Raw genomic sequence first — 25,284 nt, forward strand, 5'->3', positions numbered from 1 at the left:
CCCCGTTTATGGATTATATGAAACACCAAGTAGATTATGTATATGAAAAAGGGTGGCTTTAAGCCACCCTCTCACTCATTCATTTTAATTGTTCATCATTCTCTGAATGTCATTGAAATTAACTGCGTTTCCGTTGTTGACGATTGATCTTACTAATTCGTCTTCCATATGTTGTGGAACGTTTTTGTTGGCGAGCCTGCCGACTTTTTTCACGATTTTACGGACTTGCCGCTCGTCGCTGAAGTCTGCATATTGGATAGCGTTCGCTAACGCAAAAACTTCTTCCATCGGCACGCCTGTTTTTGATTCTATTTTCTTAAAGAACGAGTCATTCATACTCTTTTACCTCCCCCATTAGCAAAAGCTGCTGCCAACAATGATTAGCAAGATGAAGAGAACAACAATTAAAACAAAAGTGGAACCGCCATATGAGCCTCTTCCTCCGCCATAGCCTCCATAACCGTAAGGATAGCATCCACCAAACATGAAAATCCCTCCTTCCCTTCCGTCTATCCTATGCAGATAGCGGAGAGAAGAAGGGGGCGTTTGCACAGTCATTTTTATATATTGCCCTTCGGCTTAAAAATAAATGATGCGATGAACCCAAAAAGTATGGCCGCGCTTATGCCCGAACTCGTCACTTCGAACATTCCGGTTAAGACGCCGATTAGGCCATGCTTTTCTGCTTCAGCAAGTGCTCCGTGTGTTAGTGCGTTGCCGAATGAGGTGATTGGAATCGTAGCACCCGTTCCGGCAAAATCGATTAACGGCTCATAAAGGCCAAACCCATCCAAAATAGATCCGGCAACAACTAATGTACATAGTGTATGTGCAGGCGTCATTTTTGCTACATCAAACATGAGCTGCCCAATGACGCATATTAAACCGCCCACTATAAAGGAAGTAATGTATATCGAGAACATTCAAACCACTCATTTCATCGTTAGTTCGACCGCGTGTGCAATACACGGAATCGTATCACCTTGCTGGTAAGATAACGGCGATAATAATGCACCTGTCGCAATGAGAAGAACCCTTTTATATTCCTTGTCCATCATCTTTTTATATATTTCGGAAAAATAAACGGCAGCGGAACATCCCGAACCGCTTGCCCCCGCTTTGAACTCAGAGTGATTACCGTAAAATTCCTCACCCGCATCGCTAAAGTTGTTGAAGTCCTTAATACCTTGATTTCCAACCAACTGTTTATAAATCGCAAAGCCGACCTTGCTTAAATCTCCCGTCATAATCACGTCATAATCACTTGCGGAAGCATTATGACCTTTTAAATGCCGCATTAATGTATCCGCTGCTGCAGGCGCCATAGCAGCACCCATATTCAATGGATCGGTCATTCCCATATCTACCGCTTTACCAAATGTTCCACGCTCAATGCATGGTACTCCTTTTTGATAAGGAGTGATGGCCGCTGCCCCTGCTGCCGTAACCGTCCATTGGGTTGTATCTCCCTTTTGTGCGCCATATTCGATAGGATATCGAAATTGCCTCTCGATTGCATTATGTTGGCTGGAAGAACCTGCGACAGCAAGTTTCGACATGCCAGACTCTGTTAACAAAGCCGCTAATAAAATAGAAGAAACTGATGTGGCGCACGCAGAAAATAGACCAATATATGGAATGCCAACAGTCGTCGCAGTAAAATTGGATGGCGTCATCTGATTAACAAGATCTCCAGTCAATAAATAATCAGCATCGCTTGGGACTTTATCGACCTTACTCAATGCAATCATTATGGCAGCTTCCATCAGTTTTGCATGTCCTTGTTCATTGGTTTCCATACCGCATCGTTCATCATCGAACATTTTATCGAAATTGACATGAAACGGGCTTTTTTTCTCGAGTGGTCCCGCCGTTACACCAGTTGCCGCAATGGATGGGGTTGAAGGAAATGTAAGTAGACCTTTGTTCACCATGATGCGACTCCTAACTTCACAAGGATTGTCTTAACAAGAGCAACGAGAAAAGCGGAAAAGACACCATATAGAATAACGGAGCCCGCCAATTTAAATATATTCCCGCCGACTCCAAGAACGTATCCTTCCGACTTATGTTCAATGGCTGCAGACACAACAGCATTTCCGAATCCAGTTATCGGAACCGATGCTCCTGCTCCACCCAACTGACCGATTTTCTTATAGAGTCCAAAGCCTGTCAAAAGCATGGAGATGAAAATCATTGTCGCAACTGTTGGATTGCTTGCCGTCCTCTCAGTAAAGTTAAAGAAGGTCATATAGAATAGGGCGATAAATTGGGCGATTAGACAAATAGTGCCGCCAACCAAGAATGCTTTAATGACATTTTTAAGTATCGGCGGCTTTGGAGAGATGCTCTGTTCCAGTTTGGCGTATTTTTTTTTATCCATTATGTCTCTTCCTCCGTTAGGGAGATCAATTCGTGAATCTTTTTCTTCATCCCTTTTTCATCATCTTGTAAGATAAGTTTTGTTGTTTCAGTCAAAACTTTACTGTCTGCTGATACTAACACCGATAGATCGGGGTACATTTCCTTCAACTTCTTTTCCACTTCTTTTGCAATCTTTCTCTTATTGAACCTATCAAAGGTTTTAACCCGAATGCCGACAATCAGATGATCATCATGGAAGAGTGTTGCAGCCCCTTTTATTCGATCGTCTTTCTTAATTAAATCTTCCGCTTCCTTTGAATCCTCCCCAGTGTGATTTTCCATTGTGAACTCATTTGGAATGCATCCCGAAAGGAGAAGGATTATAGCGAAAATGGGTAGTAATCGACGAATAGCTATCATCCCCTTTTATAAAAAGTATGGCATTGATCTTGTTTTTTATTCATAGCGTGATGTTTGCCCTATCCCCTAATATTGCTGCGCATAAAGTATAAAGAGTTGAGAGAAGGAGGTGGAATGAATGGGATGTGGAAGAAATGAAGATGTCAGATCTGATAGTAATCGCCACAGCAACTGTATTTGCGAGGTCGTTCGTGCCATTAAGCGCGTACAAGGAATTCGTGATGAGGTAAACTGCGACGATTGCAAAACTGACTGTTTCCTGACTCCGCTTGGTAGCCTTGTTAGCCCATCACGACAACGTGCAAATACGCGTGTATTCATGCTTTTGGACGAAAAAGGTAATCCATTCAAAGCAATGTTCAACAGAAGAAGAAGGTTTGCTGACATCGAGGCAGCAGCGCCGGCCTCCGAACAAGGTGGTCGTAGAGATTGTGCTTCATGTTTCTCAATTTTCTTCAGGGTGCAAAATGTTTTCGATAACTGTTGCGCCACTTTACAAGTTCTTGAACCTCGTGATATCCGAGGCAGAAGAGTCGACTTATTCAAAGGCGGAAGGCTTGACCTTGACGCAGTTTGTGAAGTTGAACGCTTCGAAGCAACAGGTACTTGTGTAACTGTTGACTTAACTTGCTTCTGTGGTATCCAATGCGTTAAGGACGTTTTTATTGATTGCGACGAAGACTGAGGGAATAACCTGTGATGCTAACTCCGCCCGATTGAAAAATCGGGCGGTTTTGTTTATATCCTCTAACAATCAAAGAAGGTATAATGGGAAATTTCGTTCTGGAACTATTTTGATTTTTACATACTATATGGATTGGAGCGGAAGGCGGCGACTCCTGCGGGAACAGCACGAGCTGAAGACCCTGGACTGAGCGCAGCGAGGGAAGCGGCTGAAGCCGTGCCCGCGGAAAGCGCCCGCCTATAGCGGAAATCCCGGGAATTTCTATAAAAAAAGGACTGTTTCAGAATATCATTCACACTGATATTCTGAACAGTCCTGTTTTATTTATTCCGTCTCGAACGACTGGCCTCTCCACAACACATCATCAATCTTCCCAATCTCTATCTTCGTAACCTCATCATCCGCATCAATCCACAACAAATCATCTTCAAGCCTCTGAATCGTACCCTTCACACTCTTACCTTCCACCAAAAACTGCAAAGGTTTATAGGCCGCCCTTTGAAACGGTCCACTTAAATATAAAATCTTATCTAATATAACGGGGTCGACAACCGTAGATTGCTCAACCTGTGAAAAAGACGCAATTTCTATCGTTTCCTTAACCGATTCTTCACTTGGTACAAATACCGATGTACTCTCTTCTTCAACGACTCTCTTCGCATAAACTGGTGGCGGCGCCTGCACGAATATCAACGGATCTTTGTAGGAAATGTTGATCTCCCCCTTTTTCCGTAGTATATGCGCCTATGAACAGCGAAGTTCATTCAGGTTTATGAAAGACTACTGATGAATGTAGTCGCCAATCCAAGGTAAATGATAATACTAATTACGTCATTCAATGTTGTGATGAACGGTCCTGAAGCAACCGCAGGGTCTATTTTCATCCGATGCATGAACAACGGGATGAACGAACCTGAAATGGTTGCGACAAAGATTGAAACTAAAATAGCTGCACCTACCAATAAAGCGATGATGAACTCATGCTTCCAGATGAAAATTAAGCCAACTACAAAAACAGCACAGACCAATCCGGTGATCAAACCCGTTCCCGCTTCTCGCAAAAGCAGCTTGAATTTGCTTTCATCCTCAATATCCCGAGTTGCAATCCCCCGTACAGCAACCGCAAGCGCTTGAGTGCCGCTATTCCCCGCCGTTCCAGCAATCAATGGGATGAACGCTGCAAGTAAAGCAACTTGTGAGATCGTATCGGTGAATAAATCAATCAAATTGGCAGTCAACATACCAAGGATTAACAGGATAATTAGCCAAGGAATCCTTTTCTTTGCTGCAGAAAGTGAGTTCTTATCAAAGGAGTCCATATTCGATACGGCCGCAAGTTTCGAATAGTCATCCGAAGCTTCTTCATCGATGACGTCAAGAATGTCATCGACCGTGATAATTCCAAGCATATGATATTGAAAGTCAACGACCGGCACTGCAAGGAGGTTATAATCCTGCGTCATTCTTGCGACATCTTCCTGGTCATCTGAAACTAAGACACTGACAACCCGCTCGTTCATGATAGATTGGATCAACGTGTCTTCGTCAGCAATGATCAAATCACGAAGTGAAACAACACCTGTTAAATGATTATCTTCATCAACAACGAATACATAATAGATTGTTTCTGCTGAAGGGGCTTCATTTTTCAATATTGTCATTGCAGAACGCACAGTAGAATTCTGGGGGATGGAGACATACTCCGTCGTCATTATTGAACCAGCTGTATATTCTTCGTAATGCAAAAGGGATTTGATCTGAGCAGCAGCGTCCTTATTCATTAACGTCAAATAAGTAGCGATTTGTGATTTATCAAGTTCTTTCAGGACATCTACCGCATTATCGACAAACATGTATGAGATCATGTCTGCCGCATAAGTCGTGTCCATCTCCTGAAGGAACTGCTTATATTCACCATCGTCTATTTCACTCGTCTCAAAGATTTCGGCCAACTCTTTCGGCGATAGGAAGAAATACATTACTTTCCTATGTTTTTCATCGACCTTTTCGTAAAAAGTGGCACGATCATATGGGTGAAGGATTAAATATTCTTCGCGAAATGCTTTTATGTCCTGCCGTTCAATGGCATCAATCAATCTTTCTTCATCAATGATGATATCTTCACGGATTTCTTCATTAACAGTCATGGTTGCACCTTCCTTTCCATCCCGACATGCATGTTTATATCCATACAAGGCAAAATACTATATATAACTTATCTTTCAAAAGGAGATTTTTCTGATGAAATTGGATATTATTGGGGACATTCATGGTTGCTACGATGAGTTGCTTACGCTTATAAACAAGTTAGGCTATACATTTGAATCTGACATACCCGCTCATAAGGAAAGGCAGCTTGCATTCGTTGGTGATGCAATGGATCGTGGCCCCTCGTCTGTTAAAACACTTGAATTGATGTTCAAATTGCAGGATAAGGGTAGACTTATCTATTCCCCCGGGAACCATTGCAATAAACTATACCGATTATCGATCGGCAGAAATGTTCAACAAACTCATGGGCTTGAAACAACCGTTGCTGAAATGAATGCTTTGCCGCCTAAAGAAAAACGTCGTTTCTTAAACCGATACAAACGATTTTACGAGGCTCTTCCCTTATATGCAAATTTGGATGATGGGAAACTCATTATCGCACACGCCGGAATCCGTGAACAGATGATCGGTGAACCTTTTTCAAAAAAAATACAGTCCTTTGTTCTTTACGGTGATACTACAGGCGAAACACTTCCGGATGGGCGTCCCGTGAGAAGGGATTGGGCAAAAAAATACCATGGAGATGCATGGATTGTTTACGGCCATACCCCAGTCCTTGAGGCAAGGTTCATGCACCGAACCGTCAATGTGGATACTGGATGTGTGTTTGGTGGAAAGTTGACCGCGGTTCGCTATCCCGAAATGGACATTGTTTCGGTACCCTCTCTACAACCGTTCATTCCTGAAAAATTCACTTCATTCGAATGACTAAATCTGTATAAGATTTTTGAGGTCATCTGGAAGTTCACTTTTAAACATTAATTCCTCTCCAGTTAACGGGTGACTGAAGCCGATCGTTGCACAATGCAGCGCCTGTCTATTCACAAGGTTTCGCGTTCCGCCGTACAGGTCATCGCCTACAAGCGGATGTCCGAGCCATTGCATATGAACCCTGATCTGATGCGTCCTGCCGGTGTGAAGTTCAAGAGAGACTAAAGTATACTTGGATCCATTCTTCTCAAAATGTCCAATTGTTTTACCGTCAGTTCTTGCAAATTGGCCGTTCTTACAAACAATCCGTTCTATAATACTGCCATCCTTTCGCCCAATAGGTTGTTCTATTACGAAATCGTCCTTGGCAATATGTCCCTCCGCAAATGCGAGATAATTGCGGTAAAAGCCCGTCTTTTGAATCTGTTCACTTAATAGATGATGGATATGCCGGTTTTTCGCAATGCATATAAGTCCTGACGTATCCGTATCCAAACGGGTTACAATATGCACGGTTGAAGGAACTTTCTCCTCTAAAAACTTACCAGCGATATAATTCGCAATCGTTCCGGCTGGATGATCACGGGACGGGATTGTTCCTTGACCTGCAGGTTTATCGATAATCAGAATCGCTTCGTCTTCATATAGAATTGTAAGCGCTCCTGATTCGGGAGTAAGCCCATCACTTGGTTGCTCTTTCGGAAACTGAACAGTTACCATATCCCCTGCCCTTACTATATGCCGGACCGTCTGCTCCGTCCCATTTACTAACAACTGACCACCGTCATACTTGACAGCGGTTAACGTCCTTTTTGAAATCCCTCTCGCATGTAAAAATTCTCTTAATAGAACTTGTTCTTCTACTTTAAAATTTAAGGTGAACCGGTTAGATTGTGTCTTCATCACTCTTCACTTGCTATGAATGAATCATGGACCCTTGTCCAAAATGGGAAAGGACGGAATCTTCCAAATCTCACTTTCTCATCCGCAACCTTATATTCTATGGATTTCACATCTTTATGCAATAACTGCAAATGGTCTATAGTCACCATGAAATCCGGTCCATTTACCGGTGTTAAAACACATGTATGATGTGATGGCAAAATAAGTGGCGAGCCGACCGTTCTGAATACCCGATTATTTATGGACGCCATTTCAGTCAGCTGAATGGCATCTAAAGACGGATGGATGATCGCTCCACCAAGAGCTTTATTATACGCAGTGGAACCGGAAGGGGTGGACATGCATAAACCATCTCCGCGGAACCTTTCAAATAGTACACCATTCAATTCCACATCCATTACTAATGTAACTTCAGGTGATTTGACAGTCGATTCATTCAGCGCCAAATATTTAGCTGCCTCATCCGAATTCCGGTAATTAATCGTCACTTCAAGTAATGGATATTCGATCACATTGTATTCTTTACGTGCGATCGACAGGACCAATTTCTCCATTTCTGCCGGCTTCCAATCGGCATAAAAACCAAGATGCCCTGTATGTATTCCGATGAATGCCGTGTCCTTTAAGCGATGGATATATTTATGAAAAGCATGTAGTAATGTACCGTCTCCACCAACCGATAAAACAATATCAGGCGAATCTTCATCAAAAACAAGACCGAAATCAGTTAAATACTCGACAGCTTCATCTCTTAGCCGATTTGAAAGTGAATCATTCCTTGTCTGAACGGCAAATTTCATCATCATTCACTCCCCTTTCCTCCGTTTTTCGCCGTACCCTCTGTCGGCTGTTTCTTTATAGGCGGTAAAGTATTGCTGTGCATCATGGATTTCATCACGGATGAGGGACATCTCCTCATCCAGTCTAAAGGCGGCCTCCGCTGCCCGTTCAAGGCGATGCTTGATCTCATATGGCAATTCACCTTGGTACTTGTAGTTCAATGAGTGTTCGATGGATGCCCAGAAATTCATCGCCAATGTCCTAATTTGAATTTCCGCTAAAATCGTCCTTTCACCGTGAATCGTCTGGACAGGATATTCGATGATCATATGGAATGATCTGTATCCGCTCGGTTTTTTATTGGAAATATAATCTCTTTCTTCTATAACATTCATATCCGCTCGTTTTCGTAATGTATCGACTACTTTGCCGATGTCATCCACGAACTGGCACATGATCCGAAGTCCTGCAATATCAGGTAATTCTTCCGCAAGCTCTGCCGAAGGTTTGAATGGAATTCCTTTTTCAAGGGTTTTATCATATATGCTCGCTAAAGGTTTCACACGCCCCGTCACAAACTCCACCGGCATATGTGCGCCTTCAAGTTCATATTGTGTCCGTAACCCTTTCAGTTTCACTTTCAGTTCCGAAACTGCTTGTTTATACGGCTCAAGAAATTGCTTCCATTCCTTCATCAGTAGCCCTCCCGACTGGTAGTTGATGCTTTTATAGCCTATGTTTTTGTTATCATATGTACCTTGAGGCATCCACATGGCAGCAAAGCGCCAATAGATATTTTACCCCAAATTGGTAAGTAAGTGATAGCTTAATTCCTGTTACAATTAACATGGGCCCATACGTCAGCAGATTGCATTTTTACAGCTCATTAATTTCTTATTCATACGTTCAGTCTACCATATGAATGGCTTTGTTGCAGTTTGTAACATGCGTTTTCGCTACTGACTTGATATACTTATTGCATATGGGCATTTAGTTGCTTCAAGGAAGGGGTGCCACTAATGGATGCACGAACAGTTCGAACATTAATGGATATACAAGCCATGCAAACTTTGGGTTCCGTACAATCCTATTCAAATGCGCAGGAATCCACCTCGGCCTTGTTCAGTGATATGATGAGTATAGCTTTAAATAATATAAATAATAAATCTTTTACTCCCAATTCATTTATGAATCAATCATTTGGAATGCTTGACGGGCTTAAATCGATGGAAAGTCTACTATATAAAGGTTCGAATAACGTCTATTTTCCAAAAGGATTGGAATTCGTGATACAGGAGAAAGATTCAAACTTTAGGGATGATTCAAGTGGAAATAATGATTTCACCGGTTTTATTAAACAGGCCGCAGTAACATATGGAATTCCTGAAAATCTAATTACATCCGTTATTAAACAAGAATCCGGTTTCAACAATGCTGCTGTAAGTAGCGCCGGAGCTATAGGTTTAATGCAACTAATGCCTGGCACTGCAAAGTTTTTAGGTGTTCGGGATAGCTTCGACCCCGAGCAAAATATTATGGGCGGTGCAAAATACCTAAGGCAGATGCTTGACCAATTCGGTGATATTAAACTGGCTCTCGCAGCCTATAATGCGGGTCCAGGAAATGTGAAAAAACATGGCGGAATTCCTCCGTTCAAAGAAACACAGAACTACGTTTCCAAAGTATTAAACTACTACAATACGTTTAATACATGACGATATTTATTCCTCTGAAGGCAATATATTTGTGAAAGATTTGTTTGGTTGTTAAAATATCCATACCAGTCAGAACAAAGGAGATTGACATACATGATTCGTAAACCTTTGATTCCTTATGAAGAAATCGGTGCTGAAAAATTATCTGAGCTTATCGATCGCTTTTATGAAAAAGTGGCTGTCCATCCGGATCTATATCCGATTTTCCCTAATGACTTGACGGAAACAGCTCGTAAACAGAAGCAATTTCAAACACAATTTTTAGGCGGACCGAATTTATTCACGGAGGAACACGGACATCCGATGATGAGAGCGCGTCATATGCCTTTTCCTATAACCCCAAAACGAGCAGAAGCATGGCTCGCTTGCATGGATGAAGCGATGGACGATGTAGGGCTCGAAGGGAAACTCCGTGACGTATATTACCAACGGCTCGTTATGACTGCTAATCATATGGTCAACAGAAGCAAGGAGGATGGGCTGTGAACCGTAATACTATTATGGAAAACAGTGTCACTTCGTCTGCACCATTGTCAAAACCAATTGAAATCTATGCGTTCGTTGATCCTTTATGCAGCAAATGCTGGTCACTCCAGCCGTTGCTTCGGAAGTTACAAGTCGAATACGAACGTTATTTCACATTAAGGATTGTTCTTCGCACGTCATTACCAAAGATGAATTTAACGAACCTGAGCAGTAATTGCGAAGATGTTAAATCTTGCGATAAAACTCACGCGTCCTTTCCAAGCATTGCGATGAAAGCGGCGGAGTTTCAAGGAAAACGGGCAGGCTTCCGTTTCCTTTCCAAACTATTTGAGTACACGTACTTGAAATCGAGGAACGTCCTATCGTTTTCAGTGCTTGTTGAGATTGCTGAAAAATTAGGTCTGGACGTCGATGAATTCATCCTCGACTTCTCATCACATAATGTATTGCGGTCCTTGCAGGTGGATTTGTATCTTGCAAACGAAATGGAAGTGGACGATGCACCATCTTTCGTGTTTTTCAATGAAAACATTGAAGACGAAGGACTCAAGGTGAACGGTCTTCACTCTTATGAAATTTATGAACAGATTTTGGAGGAAATGGTCGGTTATCCAATTAATCCGGACGCTCCCCCACCACTTGATGATCTTTTCAAGCGGTTTGATTCGCTTGCAACAAAGGAAATTGCCGAGATTTACCATATCTCAGAAAAATCAGCAGAACGCGAATTAAAAAAGCAGCTTCTCATGCAAAACTTGGAAAGACAGCCATTCAATAATATAACGCTTTGGCGGAAACGAAAATAGATAACAAAAGCAGGCGTCCCAATGTCGGGAGCCTGCTTTTTCTTGTTTCCGCTCGTTTATTCACATATCCGCTCATGATTTCATACAGCCGCTCATGCTTTCGCATATCCGCCCATGGTTTCGCATATCCGCTCATGGTTTCGCATTTCCGCTCATGATTTCACATTTCCGCTCATGATTTTGACATATCCGCTCATTAACTCGCATATCCGCTCATGATTTCGCATATCCGCTCATGATTTCGCATATCCGCCCATGCTTTCACATTTCCGCCCATGATTTCACATATCCGCTCATGATTTCACACAGCCGCTCATGATTTCGCATATCCGCTCATGATTTCACATTTCCGCTCATAATTTCACATATCCGCTCATGATGTCACATTTCCGCTCATGATGTCACATATCCGCTCATGATTTCATACAGCCGCCCATGATTTCATACAGCCGCCCATGATTTCACATATCCGCTCATGATTTCACATTTCCGCTCATGATTTCACATATCCGCTCATGATTTCATACAGCCGCCCATGATTTCATACATCCGCTCATGATTTCACATAACCGCTCATGATTTCACATATCCGCTCATGATTTCACATATCCGCTCATGATTTTCACATATCCGCTCATGATTTCACATATCCGCTCATGATTTCATACAGCCGCTCATGCTTCCACATATCCGCCCATAATTTCACATATCCGCTCATGATTTCACATTTCCGCTCATGATTTCACATATCCGCTCATGATTTCATACAGCCGCCCATGATTTCACATATCCGCTCATGATTTCGCATTTCCGCTCATGATTTCACATATCCGCTCATGATTTTGACATAAACGCTCATTTATTCACACAACCGCTCATTAACTCACATATCCGCTCGTTTAAACAGAAAAGAGCATCCGCTCCTGGGGGAGAGGGATGCTCTTTTACAAAGGGAATGGGAGAAATGTTCACGTTCAAACAAAAGGGGTGTATGTTTGGTATGTGATTTATTTCACATCTATAATTTATCATGAAATAATAGTTAATGCAACATTTCACATGAAGTTTCACATCTCTGTCACAAATAAAAACCAACTACAAATCCCTTACCTATAGCCTTATAGACTATCAATCATTAATATTTTTGTAAATATACAGAATGTAAGCGCTTTATATTTCATTATAGAAAAATATTGATGTTTTTAACATAAAAAAACTGACCTGGCTAATGCAAATGCCAAGTCAGTAATCACTATTATTGCTTATTAAGTAATTCTTCCAACTCATTCAATCTCTCTTCAAAGACACGACATGCTTCTTCGATCGGTGCTGTAGAAGTCATATCGACACCTGCTTTTTTAAGAACCTCAATTGGATAGTCTGACGAGCCGGCTTTCAAGAAGTTATTGATGTAACGGTCGACAGCCGGTTGACCCTCAGTAAGAATCTGATGGCTTAATGCAACAGCTGCGCTGAAACCTGTCGCATACTGGTATACATAGTAATTATAGTAGAAATGAGGAATACGTGCCCATTCAAGAGCGATTTCCGGATCTACTTCAACTGCATCGCCAAAGTACTTCTTGTTTAGCGCGCCGTATTCTTCTGATAGTTTATCGGCAGTCAATGCAACGCCTTGTTGGTCAAGCTGATAGATTCTATGCTCGAATTCAGCAAACATCGTTTGACGGAATACTGTACCACGGAACCCTTCGAGCCAATGATTCAGCAAGTAAATACGTTTTTGCTCGTCATCGATCGTTTTTAGAAGATGATCGTTTAAGATAGCCTCGTTAACTGTCGATGCAACTTCAGCTACGAAAATGGAATAGCCGCTGTAGTTGTATGGTTGTGTTTTACGTGAATAGTAACTGTGAACACTATGGCCGAATTCATGAGCCAATGTAAACAAGTTATTCGCGTTATCTTGCCAGTTCATCAAGATATATGGGTTTGTACCATATGATCCAGATGAATAAGCTCCTGAGCGCTTCCCTTTGTTTTCACGGACGTCCACCCAACGGTTTTCAAGTCCTTCTTTTACAATGGATTTATACTCTTCGCCTAATGGATGGAAACTTTCAAGCATCGTTTCTGTTGCTTCCTCATAAGGGACCTTCATTTCCACGTCTTTTACCATCGGTGCAAACATGTCCCACATATGAAGTTCGTTCAGGCCAAGGACTTTTTTGCGTAATGCAACGTAGCGATGGTGTAATCCAAGGTTTTTATTAATCGTATTAACAAGATTGTCATATACTTGTTCCGGAATATGGTTTGCCGATAATGCAGCACTTCGCGCGGAGTCGAACTTGCGGATTCGTGCATTGACATTATTCTTTTTAACATTTCCGCTCAATGTAGATGCAAATGTATTTTTGAACTCGCCATATTTGCTGTACATTGCTTTAAATGCTTCCTCACGTACTTTCGGATCCTTGCTTTCAAGGAAACGGATATAACGGCCGTGTGAAAGTTCCGCCTCTTCACCGTTTTCGTCTTTCACCATAGGGAAAGTCAAATCGGCATTATTCAGCATGCTGAACGTTTCCGCAGCGTTGCCAGTCACCTCACCTAATTGCGCAAGAATCGCCTCTTGTTCTGCTGGAAGGATGTGTGCACGGCGTGAGTTCATTTTTTCAAATTCGAACTTGTACACATTTAGGTTTTCATTATTTTCAGCAAGACTATTCAATTCTTCCTCAGGAATCTGCAATAATTCAGGAGTGAAGTATGAAAGTGCTGTTGAAACTTTGGAGTACAATGATTTTGCACGGCTATCCATCGCTTGATAGAAGCTGTTCGTCGTATCCTGATCACCTTTCAAGTGGGAGTACGTATATAATTTGCCCATTCTTTGGTAAACTGTGTCACGGTAAGAAAGTGCTTCAAATAGCGCTTCTGGACCATTATTCAATGTACCTTTATAGCTTTCCGCGCTACCTAAAAGCTCTTCGATTGCTTTAAACTCCTCTTCCCATGCTGCATCCGTCGGGAAAATATCTTCCAAGCGCCAAGTTTCTTCCACTTTGACTTGGTCACGAGTCAACACTTTGTTTTTAACTTCTGTTGTCATTCAAATTCCTCCCCAAAACTTTCTTCGTAAATCGAATCATTATCATTCTCTCAATTTTGTGCTTCATTTGCAAGGAATCTTTCTGAAATTAAATACAAAATTCCATTTTCACTGAAGTCTGTTTTATCCAAAGGATTTTTCAGCCCTTTCTTAGTCAGAAATTCGATATATTTTTTACAAGCCTGAACTTTTTCCGCAGAAGGCTGATCAAAACTCCATACAAATTGCTGTAAATTAAACGAAGTTACATTTTGAGGGCTCAACCTTTTTCGCTTCAAGAAATGGAGAAGTCGCAACTGCCATTCAAAGTCCGCTTCACGGAATGCCTGATTCCCTGATATCGGTAGACCAATCCAAATTGGCAGCTTAGTCGGATGCATTCGCATCTCATAACAGGATCTTAAAAAAGGATCGTTAATGCCCTTTCTGTTTAACATTATCCAACGCTCAAGATTTTCACGACGTCTAAAACTATAAAGATTGACATAACGAATAAGATCTTCATTCGACGGTACTTTCGGACGTACAAAAGGGAAAAATTGAAAGCTAATAGGAAGGATATAGTGCATACCAATATAACGTTGGCCTGCGATATGCATCAAACTCGTAAAATAGTGAAATGTTTTCGTTTGGGGATTAAAAGTAAGGAGGACGTCTCCTTCAGGTGGGGTGCTGACAATAAACCATTCCTCGAACTTTGAAAACTGAAAAGTCCCTACGCCTTCGGGGATAGCTGCAAACTTTTGAGGCGTAAGTAATATCCAAATTGGGCTCATACCGACTTTTCGATACCCTTTGGTCCGCTCTTCCAAGAGGGGAATCGGAATTGTGCTGCATTGAAACTCGATTGGTATTCTCACATCGTCAGAAGCGACAAGCAGATCCGGTCGCTGTGAAATTTCATTTAACAATGGTTCCAAAACCGTATTTTCCGAACGTGTTGAAAGCAACTGATGCAGTAACATTTTGCCATTTAAGTGCTGTGGCGATTCTCCCTCCGAAAAGGATGTTCGGCAGGTGGACGCCTTTCGATGTGCAAAATGCGGAATGACAATATCACCCACTTTCAAATGGACAGGACTTCTACATTGTGGGCAGAAAAAACTACGAGTCTCCCTCCAGCTTCGAAGCTCGTCCCTCCCTAAATCGGCGGTTAACACGACCAATCTTCCATCTTCTGAACGTGCTGTTAGTATAATTCTCACTCCTTTCAGTTCAATTGTATGAATTTTCACTCACGAATGCAACTATAAACAAAAAAAGCTGCTTCCCCGACAGGTGCCAATGGGGAGCAGCTTGTTATTTTTATTCGCCAAAATATTTATCAACAGTCTTTAAGACATCCGATTCCATTATAACTTTTCCATACTCTTCCAAACGATGGATCGTTACTTGGGATAATGAACCATATTCCGATACGATACTACAATAATCCAATTTAGCATCGTCATCCATTTTAGATTCATCATAGTTCACATGCATATAGAATTTATTTTCATATGAATAGAGAGATGATTGAACTGCATAAGCAGGAACTTTCTTAGCTAACGGAATGAGATTTTCGAATTCATCAAACACGAACATATCGGAAGTCCATACTACAGGCTCATCGCTTAATTCATTCATAAGCTGTTCAGGGTTTGTGAATAAACTGGGATCAGGGTCAAAATGCTTATCGGACTCATCCATACCAAAACCAACATCATTATTTTCCACTTGCGCACGCGTCACTGTAACTTCGATTCCATTATTCATCGCATGGACTTGAATCCACAATGGACCTTCTACTTCGAATTCGGTCTCATCATTGATTTCATCCATCATCTCCCAGAAGAGCTCCTCGCTTTTATCGCGATTATACCAGACTTCTTCACGAGTAAAGCCGCGTTCTTCAATGTCTATATACGATAGATAAAACTTTACTGTATTTTCATTGATACGTTCTATTTCCATCCCTTTTCTCTCCCTTCCTTACAAATAGGTCTTTGCCTATTTTTTTATTTTCGCGATTAACCTGCAATGCTTATACTTACTATATGAGCGTCTATGAAGTTTTGAAAGGGTTACCGCTCAAGACTTCTATTGATAATAGCATTGTAGGGGAACATCAGCATATAAAGCAAGTAAGGAAACCAAATTCTTGGGCGCCAAGAGCTATAAGGGAAATTAAAAAGCCGATAGGATTTGGCAAATGCCCGTTAACTCCCTATCAGCTTTACTATTTCTTAAATTAGTTTACCATGCGCCGCGCTTCAAGCAGCTGATAGGCCCTTACTTTACGAGGTAGGAATCGTCTGATTTCATCTTCATTATACCCTACCTGAAGCCTTTTTTCATCAAGGATGATTGGTCTTCTTAAAAGGCCTGGATGTTCCTGTATTAATTCATATAAGCGTTGAAGCGGAAGGCTTTCCACATCTACATTAAGTTTTTGGAAGATTTTTGAACGGGTTGAAATGATTTCGTCAGTCCCGTCTTCTGTCATTCGGAGAATTTGTTTGATTTCAGCTATATTTAATGGCTCCGAGAAAATATTACGTTCTGTATACGGTATTTCGTGCTCTTCCAGCCACGCCTTTGCTTTTCTACATGATGTGCAACTAGGTGAGGTAAATAATGTAACTCCCATTCGCTGACACTTCCTTTCAGTCGGCTTGCTTGTTTTATTTAAAGATAAATTAGAATGATTTTAAAGTAATTAGCTATCTCCTATTATACACATATTCATTCTCAATGAATACACTTTTTCAAAAAAAAGTAATACAGATTGTTTCTTTGTCACATTTCCGCAATATTGTAAGGGTTACAGCTCCTTTAGATATGTACTTTTATGCTTCTATACTGTTATACCCGATGCCATAAAAGTTTAAACATCATTCATATAAAAAAATCCATTTCTCATTTAGGGATGTTTGATTGAAAAACAAGTTCCTTTACTAATAGTACGAATACACCCCAAAAAAGGTTTCAATTCCCATGCAAATAATTTATTTTTCTAACAGAAAAAACGTAGAGGATTTGATTTACCCCCTACGCTTTTGTTTATGGCGTATAGTCTACGCCTTCTGTATATGAATTACCGGCATTCCATAACAGGAATTCGTTAATGCCGTTATCTTTCAAGGCTTTAATCTGGGCCTCAACCTCATCTTTACCGTAACGAAGATAATTCCCAGCACCTAACCATGGAGCGCTGAAATCTTGTAGCCAAGGTCGAGAAACCGGTGGATTCTCAAGTTCCCCTAATTTGGCATTTTCAACTTTCGCATATTCAGTCACGAGGCGATACGGTTCAAGATCCGGTTTCGAAATTCCGAAATAGGAAGTCCAGTGGCTTGGGTAGATCATGGACGAAATGACATCCACGTTTTCGGAAATCTTAGAGAAGTTTTGTCCGATTCCCGGTGCTTCCGGCAATGTTGCAGAGTAACCGAAAATATCAACCGACACATCAACGTCGTACGGCTTTAACTTTTCACGGGCATAAGCAACAAAATCCGTAACCGCCTCAACACGTCGTTGCACAGGATCCAGCTCGGAATCCTTATAGTCTTCCATCGTATATCCAAGAATATCGGCTCTCTTTTCAAAGCCTTCAGGGAAACGAACATAGTCAAACTGTATTTCTTGGAATCCCATCTTTGCAGCTTCAATCGCAATCTCTACGTTGTGATCCCAAACCTCTTTCATAAACGGATTGACGAATGATTCCTTTCTACCGTTTTTCCATACTTGATCCCCATCCATGAAGGATAGATCCGGCCGTTGCTCTGCAAGGACACTATCCTTGAACACAACAATCCTTGCAATTGGGTAGACCCCCTCCGCTTCAAGCGTCTTCAGCATATTGTGAGGGTCCTTAATATACGGTTTTCCGATTCCAAGATCGAACAATGGGGAATCTTCCTTGGGCTTATATGTCAAATTTCCAAAGTCATCTTTAATATCAATTACCATTGCATTCAAATCTGTTGAACTGATCAAATTCAATAGTTTTTCGAATCGGGCCCCACCGGCAGAGTGTCCTGTGACATAAATCCCCCTAACTGCATCCGGATATTCAAAGACTAACCCTGAATCGAAGCGGTATAATTTTGAACTCGCTACAATAGCCTCATCCATTTCTTCAAATCCATATGTACGTTCCGCAAATTCAATTTCTTTTATAGGTTCATCGGCAAAGACAACCGTTGGAATCGCAATTGCAGCAGCAAGCATCAGCGAACTAAAAAACCTCATTTTCTTCATAGGACACTTCCTCTCTTTCATTTATTCTACCAAAGCAAAAATCTATTGAATAGAGCAAGTCTACTATTCCCATAATTTAGTGTCGAAAAACCTCAATACTTCTGTCTTTTTGTCTATTTACATCTTCCCTATTGCATTATTTACGAAGTCGTACTATACTTTTGACACGAATAAATTTAAAAAGCAAAGACGGAAAGAGTACTCTTGTTTCGACTTATCAGAGAGCCTGTGGTTGGTGTAAACAGGCAGGACGTACAAGAAGAATTGGATTCCTGAGCTTGATTGGCGAATGCGGGTTTGCTTCATAACCAAGTAGCCAATCACGTCTCCCGCGTTATGGGATTTGAGTGGCCTTTGCAGGCTAATTCGGGTGGTACCACGGTTGATCAACATCAGTCGTCCCTTTTTTAGGGATGACTGGTGTTTTTTTATTTTTTTATTATTATTATTTATTTTCATTTGGTATTAGTATTAATGTGACTGGAGCGTAGGGCGGCGACTCCTGCGGGAATAGCATGAGCTGAAGACCCCGCAGGAGCAAAGCGACGAGGAGGCTGAAGCCATGCCCGTGGAAAGCGTCCGCCCGAAGCGGAAGTCTAATTTATAGGAGGAGTTAGAATGAAAACAATCTTTTCAGGTGTACAGCCAACAGGCACAGTAACATTAGGGAATTACATCGGGGCTATTAAACAATTTACAGAACTCCAAAACGACTTCGACTGCAGATTCTGTATAGTAGACCAACACGCCATCACAGTACAGCAAGACCCAGACGAACTAGCAAAAACAATCCGCTCGCTTGCAGCCATCTACATCGCCAGTGGAATCGACCCGGAAAAATCCACACTATTCATCCAATCAGAAGTACCCGCTCACGCCCAAGCAGGATGGATGATGCAATGTATCTCATATATCGGCGAACTCGAGCGAATGACACAATTCAAAGACAAGTCAGACGGAAAAGAAGGCGTTTCCGCAGCATTACTAACATATCCCCCACTAATGGCGGCGGATATCCTTATCTATAATACGAACGTCGTCCCAGTCGGTGATGACCAAAAACAACACGTCGAATTGACACGTGACCTCGCGGAGCGGTTTAACAAAAGGTATGGGGAAGTCCTAACAATACCGGAAATCCGAATCCCTAAAGTCGGTGCCCGCATTAAATCACTTCAAGATCCTATGAAAAAAATGAGCAAATCCGATCCGAATCAAAAAGGTACATTAAGGATCTTGGATACACCGAAAGAAATTGAAAAGAAAATTAAAAGTGCGGTTACGGATTCTGATGGAATTGTTAAATTCGACGAAGCAAATAAACCTGGAGTCTCGAATCTATTAACAATCGAATCCGCATTAAGCGGTATTTCAATTCCCGACCTTGAAGTAAAATATGAAGGCCTCGGCTATGGCGCCTTTAAAGCAGGTGTTGCAGAAGCAATCATTGGACACCTGACACCTATCCAAGAACGTTATGCGGACCTTCTGAATTCATCGGAACTTGACGTCCATTTAGACAGAGGCGCTGAAAAAGCGAATGCAATTGCGTCCGCTACGCTTAAGAAGATGGAGTCCGCGATGGGAATTGGAAGAAGACGGTAAGCAGAAGCAATACGGACGCAATTACGAACAAGGTAAAATCAAACGTCCGAATAATGAACAAAAATATCTGCGTCCAACTATATCCGAGTGAAATATAGTTAAAATAAAATATCATATGGGATACGGAAACTACGATAAGTCCGTAGCTGAGAAGGAAGAGGAATATACGTGTCATGAACATCGCCCTTTTGCTTTTTCTTATCATATGAAAATAAGCTCCCTATTTAGAAGATGACCTCTAAATAGGGAGCTTTTCTTAATTATATTCTCTTGAACACCAGTGAAGCGTTATGTCCGCCGAAGCCTAACGAGTTGCTCATCGCATAATCGATGTCCGCTTTTCGCGCAGCATTCGGTACGTAGTCAAGATCACATTCAGGGTCTGCGTTCACATAATTCATCGTTGGAGGCAGAATCCCTTCCTGTAATGCTTTCACTGTGAAGATTGCTTCCAATCCTCCAGCCGCACCCAATAGATGTCCTGTCATTGATTTAGTCGAGCTCATCGCAAGCTTATATGCATGCTCGCCGAATACTGTTTTCGCTGCCATTGTTTCAAATAGATCGTTATATGGCGTGCTTGTACCGTGTGCATTGATATAGTCGATTTTATCCGGGCTGATTTCAGCTTCTTCAAGTGCCTGACGCATCGCACGTGCGCCGCCTTCGCCTTCCGGTGCAGGAGCGGTAATATGGTGTGCGTCTCCTGTTGAGCCATATCCGACGATTTCCGCGTAGATTTTCGCTCCTCGCTTCACCGCATGTTCATATTCTTCAAGAATCAGGATACCTGCTCCTTCGCCAATAACGAAGCCGTCCCGTTCTTTATCGAATGGACGAGATGCAGTTGCAGGGTCCGGGTTCAATGACAATGCAGTGTTTGAACAGAAGCCAGCAACAGCCATAGTTGTAATTGGTGCTTCTGCGCCTCCTGTGATCATCACATCTGCGTCGCCACGTTTAATGACTTCAAATGCGTCTCCGATTGAGTTCGTACCTGATGCACATGCTGTAACTGTACATGAGTTAATGCCTTTCGCACCGAAGTGGATGGATACTTGGCCAGAAGCCATGTCCGGGATCATCATCGGTACGAAGAACGGGCTTACTCGGCGATACCCTTTTTCAAGGAATGTTTTGAATTGTTGTTCGTGGGTTTCCATGCCGCCGATTCCTGAACCGATCCAGACGCCTGTACGTAGGGCGGTTTCTTCGTCTAATTTTTCAAGGTTTGCGTCTTTCATTGCCATGATGGACGCTGCTAATGCATAATGAGTGAATCTGTCCATCTTTCTTGCATCTTTTTTAGGGATATATTCTTCAATATCGAAGTCTTTTACTTCTGCTGCAACTTTTACTGGGAATTGATCGCTGTCTAATCTTGTTAGCGGACCGATTCCTGATTTTCCGTTTAATACTGCTTCCCACGATGCTTCCGCGGAATTTCCTACTGGAGATACAGCACCTATTCCAGTAACAACGACACGACGTTTTTCCATTCCTGAAAACTCCCTTTCATTTTTACGAGTAATTAATCTTTATCAAGTATATAGTAATCCGGGGTTATTTTCCCCATTTAATACACAGGGCGCCCCATGTTAGGCCGCCGCCGAAACCGACCAATACGATGATGTCATCGTCTTTGACTCGGCCTTCCTGTAAATCATCCACTAATGAAATCGGAATAGAGGCAGCTGATGTATTTCCGTATTTATGGACTGATTTAGACATCTTTTCAACAGGTAAACCAAGACGTTCGCGTGAAGATTCCATGATTCGGATATTCGCTTGGTGTGGTACCAAATAATCAACGTCATCAGTAGTCAAACCTGCTTTTTTCGTGACATTGACAGCAGATTCGCCCATTTGCCTTACAGCAAACTTGAACACTTCACGTCCGTTCATATGAATGTATCTGTCCTGGTAAAGATGTTTACCACCAGTACCGTCAGCTCCTAGTTCGAATGAGAGAATACCTCGACCTTCGCTCACTTTACCAACGATTGCAGCACCTGCTCCATCACCGAAAAGTACTGCAGTGTTACGATCTTCCCAATCCGTAATCTTCGATAATTTCTCAACACCAACGACCAATACATGCTTATACGTATCCGCTTCAACAAAATGCTTCGCCATTACGACACCGTACATAAAACCTGCACATGCGGCGGAAACGTCCATGGCTGCTGCATTTTTTGCACCTAACCGGTCTTGAAGCATTGCCGCGACTGAAGGGAAAGGACGGTCAGGAGTTACTGTAGCAACGATGATCATTCCAATATCTTCTACATCGATTTCCGCATTTTTTATAGCATCTAACGCGGCTTCATATGCCATGTCGGATGTATCGGTTTGATCATCCGCAATGCGTCTTTCTTCGATGCCTGTGCGTGTGCGAATCCATTCGTCAGAAGTATCTATACGAGCTTCAAGATCCTTGTTTGTCACTACATTTGAAGGGACATACTTTCCTATACCAATCAACCCTGCATTCATATCACATACCTCGTTCCTTATCATCTATTATTAGTACCTGGTATTAATTATAAGAGAACTGAGGTCAATTTTCAATATCTGGACACGATTTAGCCAAAGAATGTGAAATCTAATTATTATTTTGTTTGATGATTGTGCCTGCTGTGGTATGATGAACGATGAAATAGTTATGTAGAGGTGATTTCGATGAGATATATTATTACTTTTATCTGGTCCTTTCTTTTAGTATCGATGTTAAACTATGTTGCCGGATCAATCGCTGGAATCGCATCATTTGACTTCATGACTGGTCTAATCGCATCAGTAGTCCTATCGGTAATTGTTATTGTTATGACATCAGCTATTCCTGAAGGGGAAGTAGCGGATCATTGATTCATCAAAAAAGCCTTGCCATCGATTCAAAATCGGTGACAAGGCTTTTTTATACAATAGATTTATTTCTTATTTACCAACAGATTCCCATCATCCATTGATAACACTAATTTCTGCCGATCTTTCAACTCACCCTTAATGATTTCCTTGGCGACTACTGTTTCAACATGACGTTGGATAAATCGTTTCAATGGCCTTGCCCCGAAATCTGCGTCCGTCCCTTCCTTTACAATCCAGTCAAGGACATCATCGGTATATTCCAAGCCAATTTCCTGTTCATCCAACCGTTTTACGAGGTCTTCCAACATTTTCTTCGCGATCAAACGGAATGAATCTCCAGATAATGAATGGAAGATGATAATATCGTCCATCCGGTTCAACAGTTCAGGTTTGAAGTGGCGCCGCAATTCCGCCATAACCAAGTCTTCAGCCGCATGATCCTTGGAATCGAATTGTCCATCTAATAAGAAGGCTGATCCAATATTGGACGTCATAATCACAACTGTATTCGTAAAATTAACAAGCCTTCCCTGGCTGTCAGTGATGCGGCCATCATCAAGGATTTGAAGTAAAATATTGGACACATCAGGATGCGCCTTTTCAATTTCATCAAGTAGGACGACCGAATACGGATTGCGACGCACTGCTTCCGTCAACTGTCCGCCCTCTTCATAGCCTACATAGCCCGGAGGTGCACCAACAAGTCGGGATACACTATGTTTCTCCATATACTCGGACATGTCGATTCTGATGAAATGGTCTTCAGAATCGAATAATGTGCTGGCGAGTGTTTTCGCAAGTTCCGTCTTTCCGACTCCAGTTGGTCCAAGGAATAGAAACGATCCAATTGGTTTATGGGGATCCTTAATGCCTGCTCGTGCACGCCAAACAGCTTCCGTGACGAGCTGAACAGCATTCTCCTGTCCGATAACCCTTTTTTCCAACGTCTCACGAAGACGGAGCAATTTCTCCCTTTCACCTTCAACAAGCTTAGTGACCGGGATACCTGTCCAGCGGGCAACGATCATTGCAATTTCATCTTCCGTCACTTCTTCGCGAAGTAATCGACTTTCGGAACTGTCGGCTAACGGCCCTTCCATTGCCTGTAATTCCTTCTCCAATTCGGGAATCTTGCCGTACTGCAATTCTGCAGCTTTATTCAAATCGAATCGGTTCTGCGCATCTTCAAGCTCTCGGCGATATCGGTCCAACTCCTCGCGTTTCGTTTGGATTTCGCGCAATGTTTCCTTTTCCTTATTCCATTGCTGACGCATATCGGAGGAAGAATCCTTCAATTCCTGTAGCTCCGTTCGTAATGCTCCCAAACGGCTTTGGCTCATTGCATCCTTCTCTTTCTGCAATGCCTGTTCCTCAATTTCAAGCTGCATGATCCGACGTGTGACTGAATCGAGTTCCTGCGGCATCGAGTCGATCTCCGTTCGGATCATGGCGCTCGCTTCGTCAATCAGATCGATTGCCTTGTCCGGCATGAAACGTTCCGTTAAATAACGATCCGACAAAGTTGCCGCAGCGACGATTGCACGGTCATGTATACGAACACCATGGTGAAGCTCAAATCTCTCCTTTAATCCTCGTAAAATGGAAATTGTATCTTCCACCGATGGTTCACGTACTAATACCTGCTGGAATCGACGTTCGAGTGCTGGATCCTTTTCGATATACATTCGGTATTCGTCAAGCGTCGTCGCCCCAATGCAGTACAACTCTCCGCGGGCAAGCATCGGTTTCAACATATTCCCTGCATCCATCGCACCTTCAGTTTTCCCAGCGCCAACAATCGTATGGATTTCGTCGATGAAAAGAATAATTTCTCCATCGCTTTCCTTCACTTGCTTCAAGACGCCCTTCAAACGTTCCTCGAACTCACCACGATATTTGGCACCTGCGATGAGGGAGCTCATATCCAATTCAAAAATTTGCCGATCTTTCAATCCCTCGGGCACATCGCCTTTGACAATTCGTTGTGCAAGTCCTTCGACAATAGCCGTCTTCCCTACACCCGGCTCCCCAATAAGAACAGGATTGTTTTTCGTTTTTCTCGATAATATCCTGATGACGTTTCGGATTTCTTCGTCACGTCCAATAACAGGATCCATCTTTCCGTTTTTCACATCTTCAACAAGATTTCGTCCAAATTGTTCAAGTGGTGTACGCTGATCCTCTTCTTGTACTCCGCCCATTCTCATATTCATTCACCTCATTCGTTTGACTTTGACTATCTTTGATTAAATAAATTATATGCTGATTCTTTATATAAGTAAAGTGTATTGCACTTCCCTATTTTTATCCGTACCCTTCAAAAATCCATTAAAACAAAGGGCTTTT

26 protein-coding genes and 1 other annotated feature are annotated in these 25,284 nt (G+C 42.1%); of the genes, 7 read left to right on the forward strand and 19 right to left on the reverse strand.

Translation table 11 applies throughout. The features are described 5' to 3' along the window. Nucleotides 1–84: 84 nt before the first annotated feature. From NSQ43_RS14240 to NSQ43_RS14265, 6 genes are all read right to left on the reverse strand, one after another. A complete protein-coding gene (locus NSQ43_RS14240; RefSeq protein ID WP_339251246.1) occupies nucleotides 85–336 on the reverse strand; it encodes a stage VI sporulation protein F in 252 nt (83 codons plus the stop codon). Between the two features lie 18 nt (nucleotides 337–354). Beyond that, entirely contained in the window at nucleotides 355–486 is a 132-nt protein-coding gene (locus NSQ43_RS14245; protein ID WP_339251248.1) for a YjcZ family sporulation protein, read from the reverse strand. Nucleotides 487–560: 74 nt separating this feature from the next. Beyond that, nucleotides 561–923 (reverse strand): stage V sporulation protein AE, encoded by a 363-nt coding sequence (spoVAE, locus tag NSQ43_RS14250; protein WP_283732588.1) that lies wholly within the window; start codon nucleotides 921–923, stop codon nucleotides 561–563. A gap of 9 nt (nucleotides 924–932) precedes the next feature. Further along, entirely contained in the window at nucleotides 933–1,934 is a 1,002-nt protein-coding gene (locus tag NSQ43_RS14255) for a stage V sporulation protein AD (protein WP_339251252.1), read from the reverse strand. Beyond that, entirely contained in the window at nucleotides 1,928–2,383 is a 456-nt protein-coding gene (gene spoVAC / locus NSQ43_RS14260; RefSeq protein WP_339251254.1) for a stage V sporulation protein AC, read from the reverse strand. Before spoVAC ends, NSQ43_RS14255 begins: the two co-directional genes overlap by 7 nt. Further along, nucleotides 2,383–2,706 (reverse strand): YhcN/YlaJ family sporulation lipoprotein, encoded by a 324-nt coding sequence (locus NSQ43_RS14265; protein WP_339251256.1) that lies wholly within the window; start codon nucleotides 2,704–2,706, stop codon nucleotides 2,383–2,385. Before NSQ43_RS14265 ends, spoVAC begins: the two co-directional genes overlap by 1 nt. A 196-nt stretch (nucleotides 2,707–2,902) precedes the next feature. On the opposite strand from NSQ43_RS14265, the gene NSQ43_RS14270 reads away from it, so the two are divergent. Next, nucleotides 2,903–3,469: a CotY/CotZ family spore coat protein gene (locus NSQ43_RS14270; protein WP_339251258.1), complete on the forward strand. Its 567-nt coding sequence runs from the start codon at nucleotides 2,903–2,905 to the stop codon at nucleotides 3,467–3,469. A 324-nt stretch (nucleotides 3,470–3,793) separates the two neighbouring features. Here NSQ43_RS14270 and NSQ43_RS14275 read toward each other — a convergent pair whose 3' ends face one another. Both NSQ43_RS14275 and mgtE read right to left on the reverse strand, forming a co-directional pair. Further along, nucleotides 3,794–4,162 carry a hypothetical protein gene (locus NSQ43_RS14275; RefSeq protein WP_339251260.1) on the reverse strand — a complete coding sequence of 123 codons (369 nt, stop codon included), beginning with the start codon at nucleotides 4,160–4,162 and terminating at the stop codon, nucleotides 3,794–3,796. Between the two features lie 77 nt (nucleotides 4,163–4,239). Next, complete coding sequence (gene mgtE, locus NSQ43_RS14280) at nucleotides 4,240–5,616, reverse strand: magnesium transporter (protein WP_339251262.1); 1,377 nt, start codon at nucleotides 5,614–5,616, stop codon at nucleotides 4,240–4,242. 94 nt (nucleotides 5,617–5,710) lie between these two features. On the opposite strand from mgtE, the gene prpE reads away from it, so the two are divergent. Continuing rightward, entirely contained in the window at nucleotides 5,711–6,448 is a 738-nt protein-coding gene (prpE, locus tag NSQ43_RS14285) for a bis(5'-nucleosyl)-tetraphosphatase PrpE (protein ID WP_339251264.1), read from the forward strand. Here prpE and NSQ43_RS14290 read toward each other — a convergent pair whose 3' ends face one another. The 3 genes from NSQ43_RS14290 to NSQ43_RS14300 are packed head-to-tail and all read right to left on the reverse strand — an operon-like array spanning nucleotide 6,449 to nucleotide 8,829. Then, complete coding sequence (locus NSQ43_RS14290) at nucleotides 6,449–7,354, reverse strand: RluA family pseudouridine synthase (protein WP_339251266.1); 906 nt, start codon at nucleotides 7,352–7,354, stop codon at nucleotides 6,449–6,451. Beyond that, entirely contained in the window at nucleotides 7,354–8,154 is an 801-nt protein-coding gene (locus NSQ43_RS14295; protein WP_339254936.1) for an NAD kinase, read from the reverse strand. Before NSQ43_RS14295 ends, NSQ43_RS14290 begins: the two co-directional genes overlap by 1 nt. Before the next feature lie 6 nt (nucleotides 8,155–8,160). Beyond that, complete coding sequence (locus NSQ43_RS14300) at nucleotides 8,161–8,829, reverse strand: GTP pyrophosphokinase family protein (RefSeq protein ID WP_339251268.1); 669 nt, start codon at nucleotides 8,827–8,829, stop codon at nucleotides 8,161–8,163. 324 nt (nucleotides 8,830–9,153) lie between these two features. Between NSQ43_RS14300 and NSQ43_RS14305 the strand changes: the two genes are divergently transcribed. The 3 genes from NSQ43_RS14305 to NSQ43_RS14315 all read left to right on the forward strand — a co-directional run bounded on the left by NSQ43_RS14305 (nucleotide 9,154) and on the right by NSQ43_RS14315 (nucleotide 11,141). Next, nucleotides 9,154–9,849: a lytic transglycosylase domain-containing protein gene (locus NSQ43_RS14305; RefSeq protein ID WP_339251270.1), complete on the forward strand. Its 696-nt coding sequence runs from the start codon at nucleotides 9,154–9,156 to the stop codon at nucleotides 9,847–9,849. Nucleotides 9,850–9,942: 93 nt separating this feature from the next. Beyond that, entirely contained in the window at nucleotides 9,943–10,335 is a 393-nt protein-coding gene (locus NSQ43_RS14310; protein ID WP_339251272.1) for a globin, read from the forward strand. A 14-nt stretch (nucleotides 10,336–10,349) separates the two neighbouring features. Further along, the gene (locus NSQ43_RS14315) at nucleotides 10,350–11,141 is read left to right on the forward strand and encodes a DsbA family protein (RefSeq protein WP_339254938.1); all 792 of its coding nucleotides are present in this window, start codon (nucleotides 10,350–10,352) and stop codon (nucleotides 11,139–11,141) included. Between the two features lie 1,255 nt (nucleotides 11,142–12,396). Here NSQ43_RS14315 and pepF read toward each other — a convergent pair. The 5 genes from pepF to NSQ43_RS14340 form a co-directional block, all read right to left on the reverse strand. After that, nucleotides 12,397–14,217, reverse strand: a complete 1,821-nt coding sequence (pepF, locus tag NSQ43_RS14320; RefSeq protein WP_339251273.1) for an oligoendopeptidase F — start codon at nucleotides 14,215–14,217, stop codon at nucleotides 12,397–12,399. 50 nt (nucleotides 14,218–14,267) lie between these two features. Next, entirely contained in the window at nucleotides 14,268–15,452 is a 1,185-nt protein-coding gene (locus NSQ43_RS14325; RefSeq protein ID WP_339251275.1) for a competence protein CoiA family protein, read from the reverse strand. Between the two features lie 70 nt (nucleotides 15,453–15,522). After that, on the reverse strand, nucleotides 15,523–16,170 hold the full coding sequence (gene mecA, locus NSQ43_RS14330; RefSeq protein ID WP_339251276.1) for an adaptor protein MecA: 648 nt from the start codon (nucleotides 16,168–16,170) through the stop codon (nucleotides 15,523–15,525). A gap of 277 nt (nucleotides 16,171–16,447) precedes the next feature. Beyond that, on the reverse strand, nucleotides 16,448–16,846 hold the full coding sequence (gene spxA / locus NSQ43_RS14335) for a transcriptional regulator SpxA (protein ID WP_339251277.1): 399 nt from the start codon (nucleotides 16,844–16,846) through the stop codon (nucleotides 16,448–16,450). A gap of 413 nt (nucleotides 16,847–17,259) precedes the next feature. Further along, the gene (locus NSQ43_RS14340; RefSeq protein WP_339251278.1) at nucleotides 17,260–18,465 is read right to left on the reverse strand and encodes a putative glycoside hydrolase; all 1,206 of its coding nucleotides are present in this window, start codon (nucleotides 18,463–18,465) and stop codon (nucleotides 17,260–17,262) included. 177 nt (nucleotides 18,466–18,642) lie between these two features. Then, nucleotides 18,643–18,872 (forward strand) — a binding site (T-box leader). A 211-nt stretch (nucleotides 18,873–19,083) separates the two neighbouring features. Between NSQ43_RS14340 and trpS the strand changes: the two genes are divergently transcribed. Continuing rightward, complete coding sequence (gene trpS, locus NSQ43_RS14345; protein WP_339251280.1) at nucleotides 19,084–20,070, forward strand: tryptophan--tRNA ligase; 987 nt, start codon at nucleotides 19,084–19,086, stop codon at nucleotides 20,068–20,070. Between the two features lie 260 nt (nucleotides 20,071–20,330). Here trpS and fabF read toward each other — a convergent pair whose 3' ends face one another. Beyond that, nucleotides 20,331–21,569: a beta-ketoacyl-ACP synthase II gene (gene fabF / locus NSQ43_RS14350; protein ID WP_339251282.1), complete on the reverse strand. Its 1,239-nt coding sequence runs from the start codon at nucleotides 21,567–21,569 to the stop codon at nucleotides 20,331–20,333. Between the two features lie 64 nt (nucleotides 21,570–21,633). Continuing rightward, nucleotides 21,634–22,566, reverse strand: a complete 933-nt coding sequence (locus NSQ43_RS14355; RefSeq protein WP_339251284.1) for a beta-ketoacyl-ACP synthase III — start codon at nucleotides 22,564–22,566, stop codon at nucleotides 21,634–21,636. A 186-nt stretch (nucleotides 22,567–22,752) separates the two neighbouring features. On the opposite strand from NSQ43_RS14355, the gene NSQ43_RS14360 reads away from it, so the two are divergent. Then, a complete protein-coding gene (locus tag NSQ43_RS14360) occupies nucleotides 22,753–22,938 on the forward strand; it encodes a DUF2929 family protein (RefSeq protein ID WP_339251286.1) in 186 nt (61 codons plus the stop codon). A 62-nt stretch (nucleotides 22,939–23,000) separates the two neighbouring features. On the opposite strand, the gene NSQ43_RS14365 is transcribed toward NSQ43_RS14360, so the two are convergent. Beyond that, nucleotides 23,001–25,151: an AAA family ATPase gene (locus NSQ43_RS14365; protein WP_339251288.1), complete on the reverse strand. Its 2,151-nt coding sequence runs from the start codon at nucleotides 25,149–25,151 to the stop codon at nucleotides 23,001–23,003. Nucleotides 25,152–25,284: the final 133 nt, after the last annotated feature.

The organism is Sporosarcina sp. FSL W8-0480, assembly GCF_037963765.1.
Classification (GTDB): Bacteria; Bacillota; Bacilli; order Bacillales_A; family Planococcaceae; genus Sporosarcina.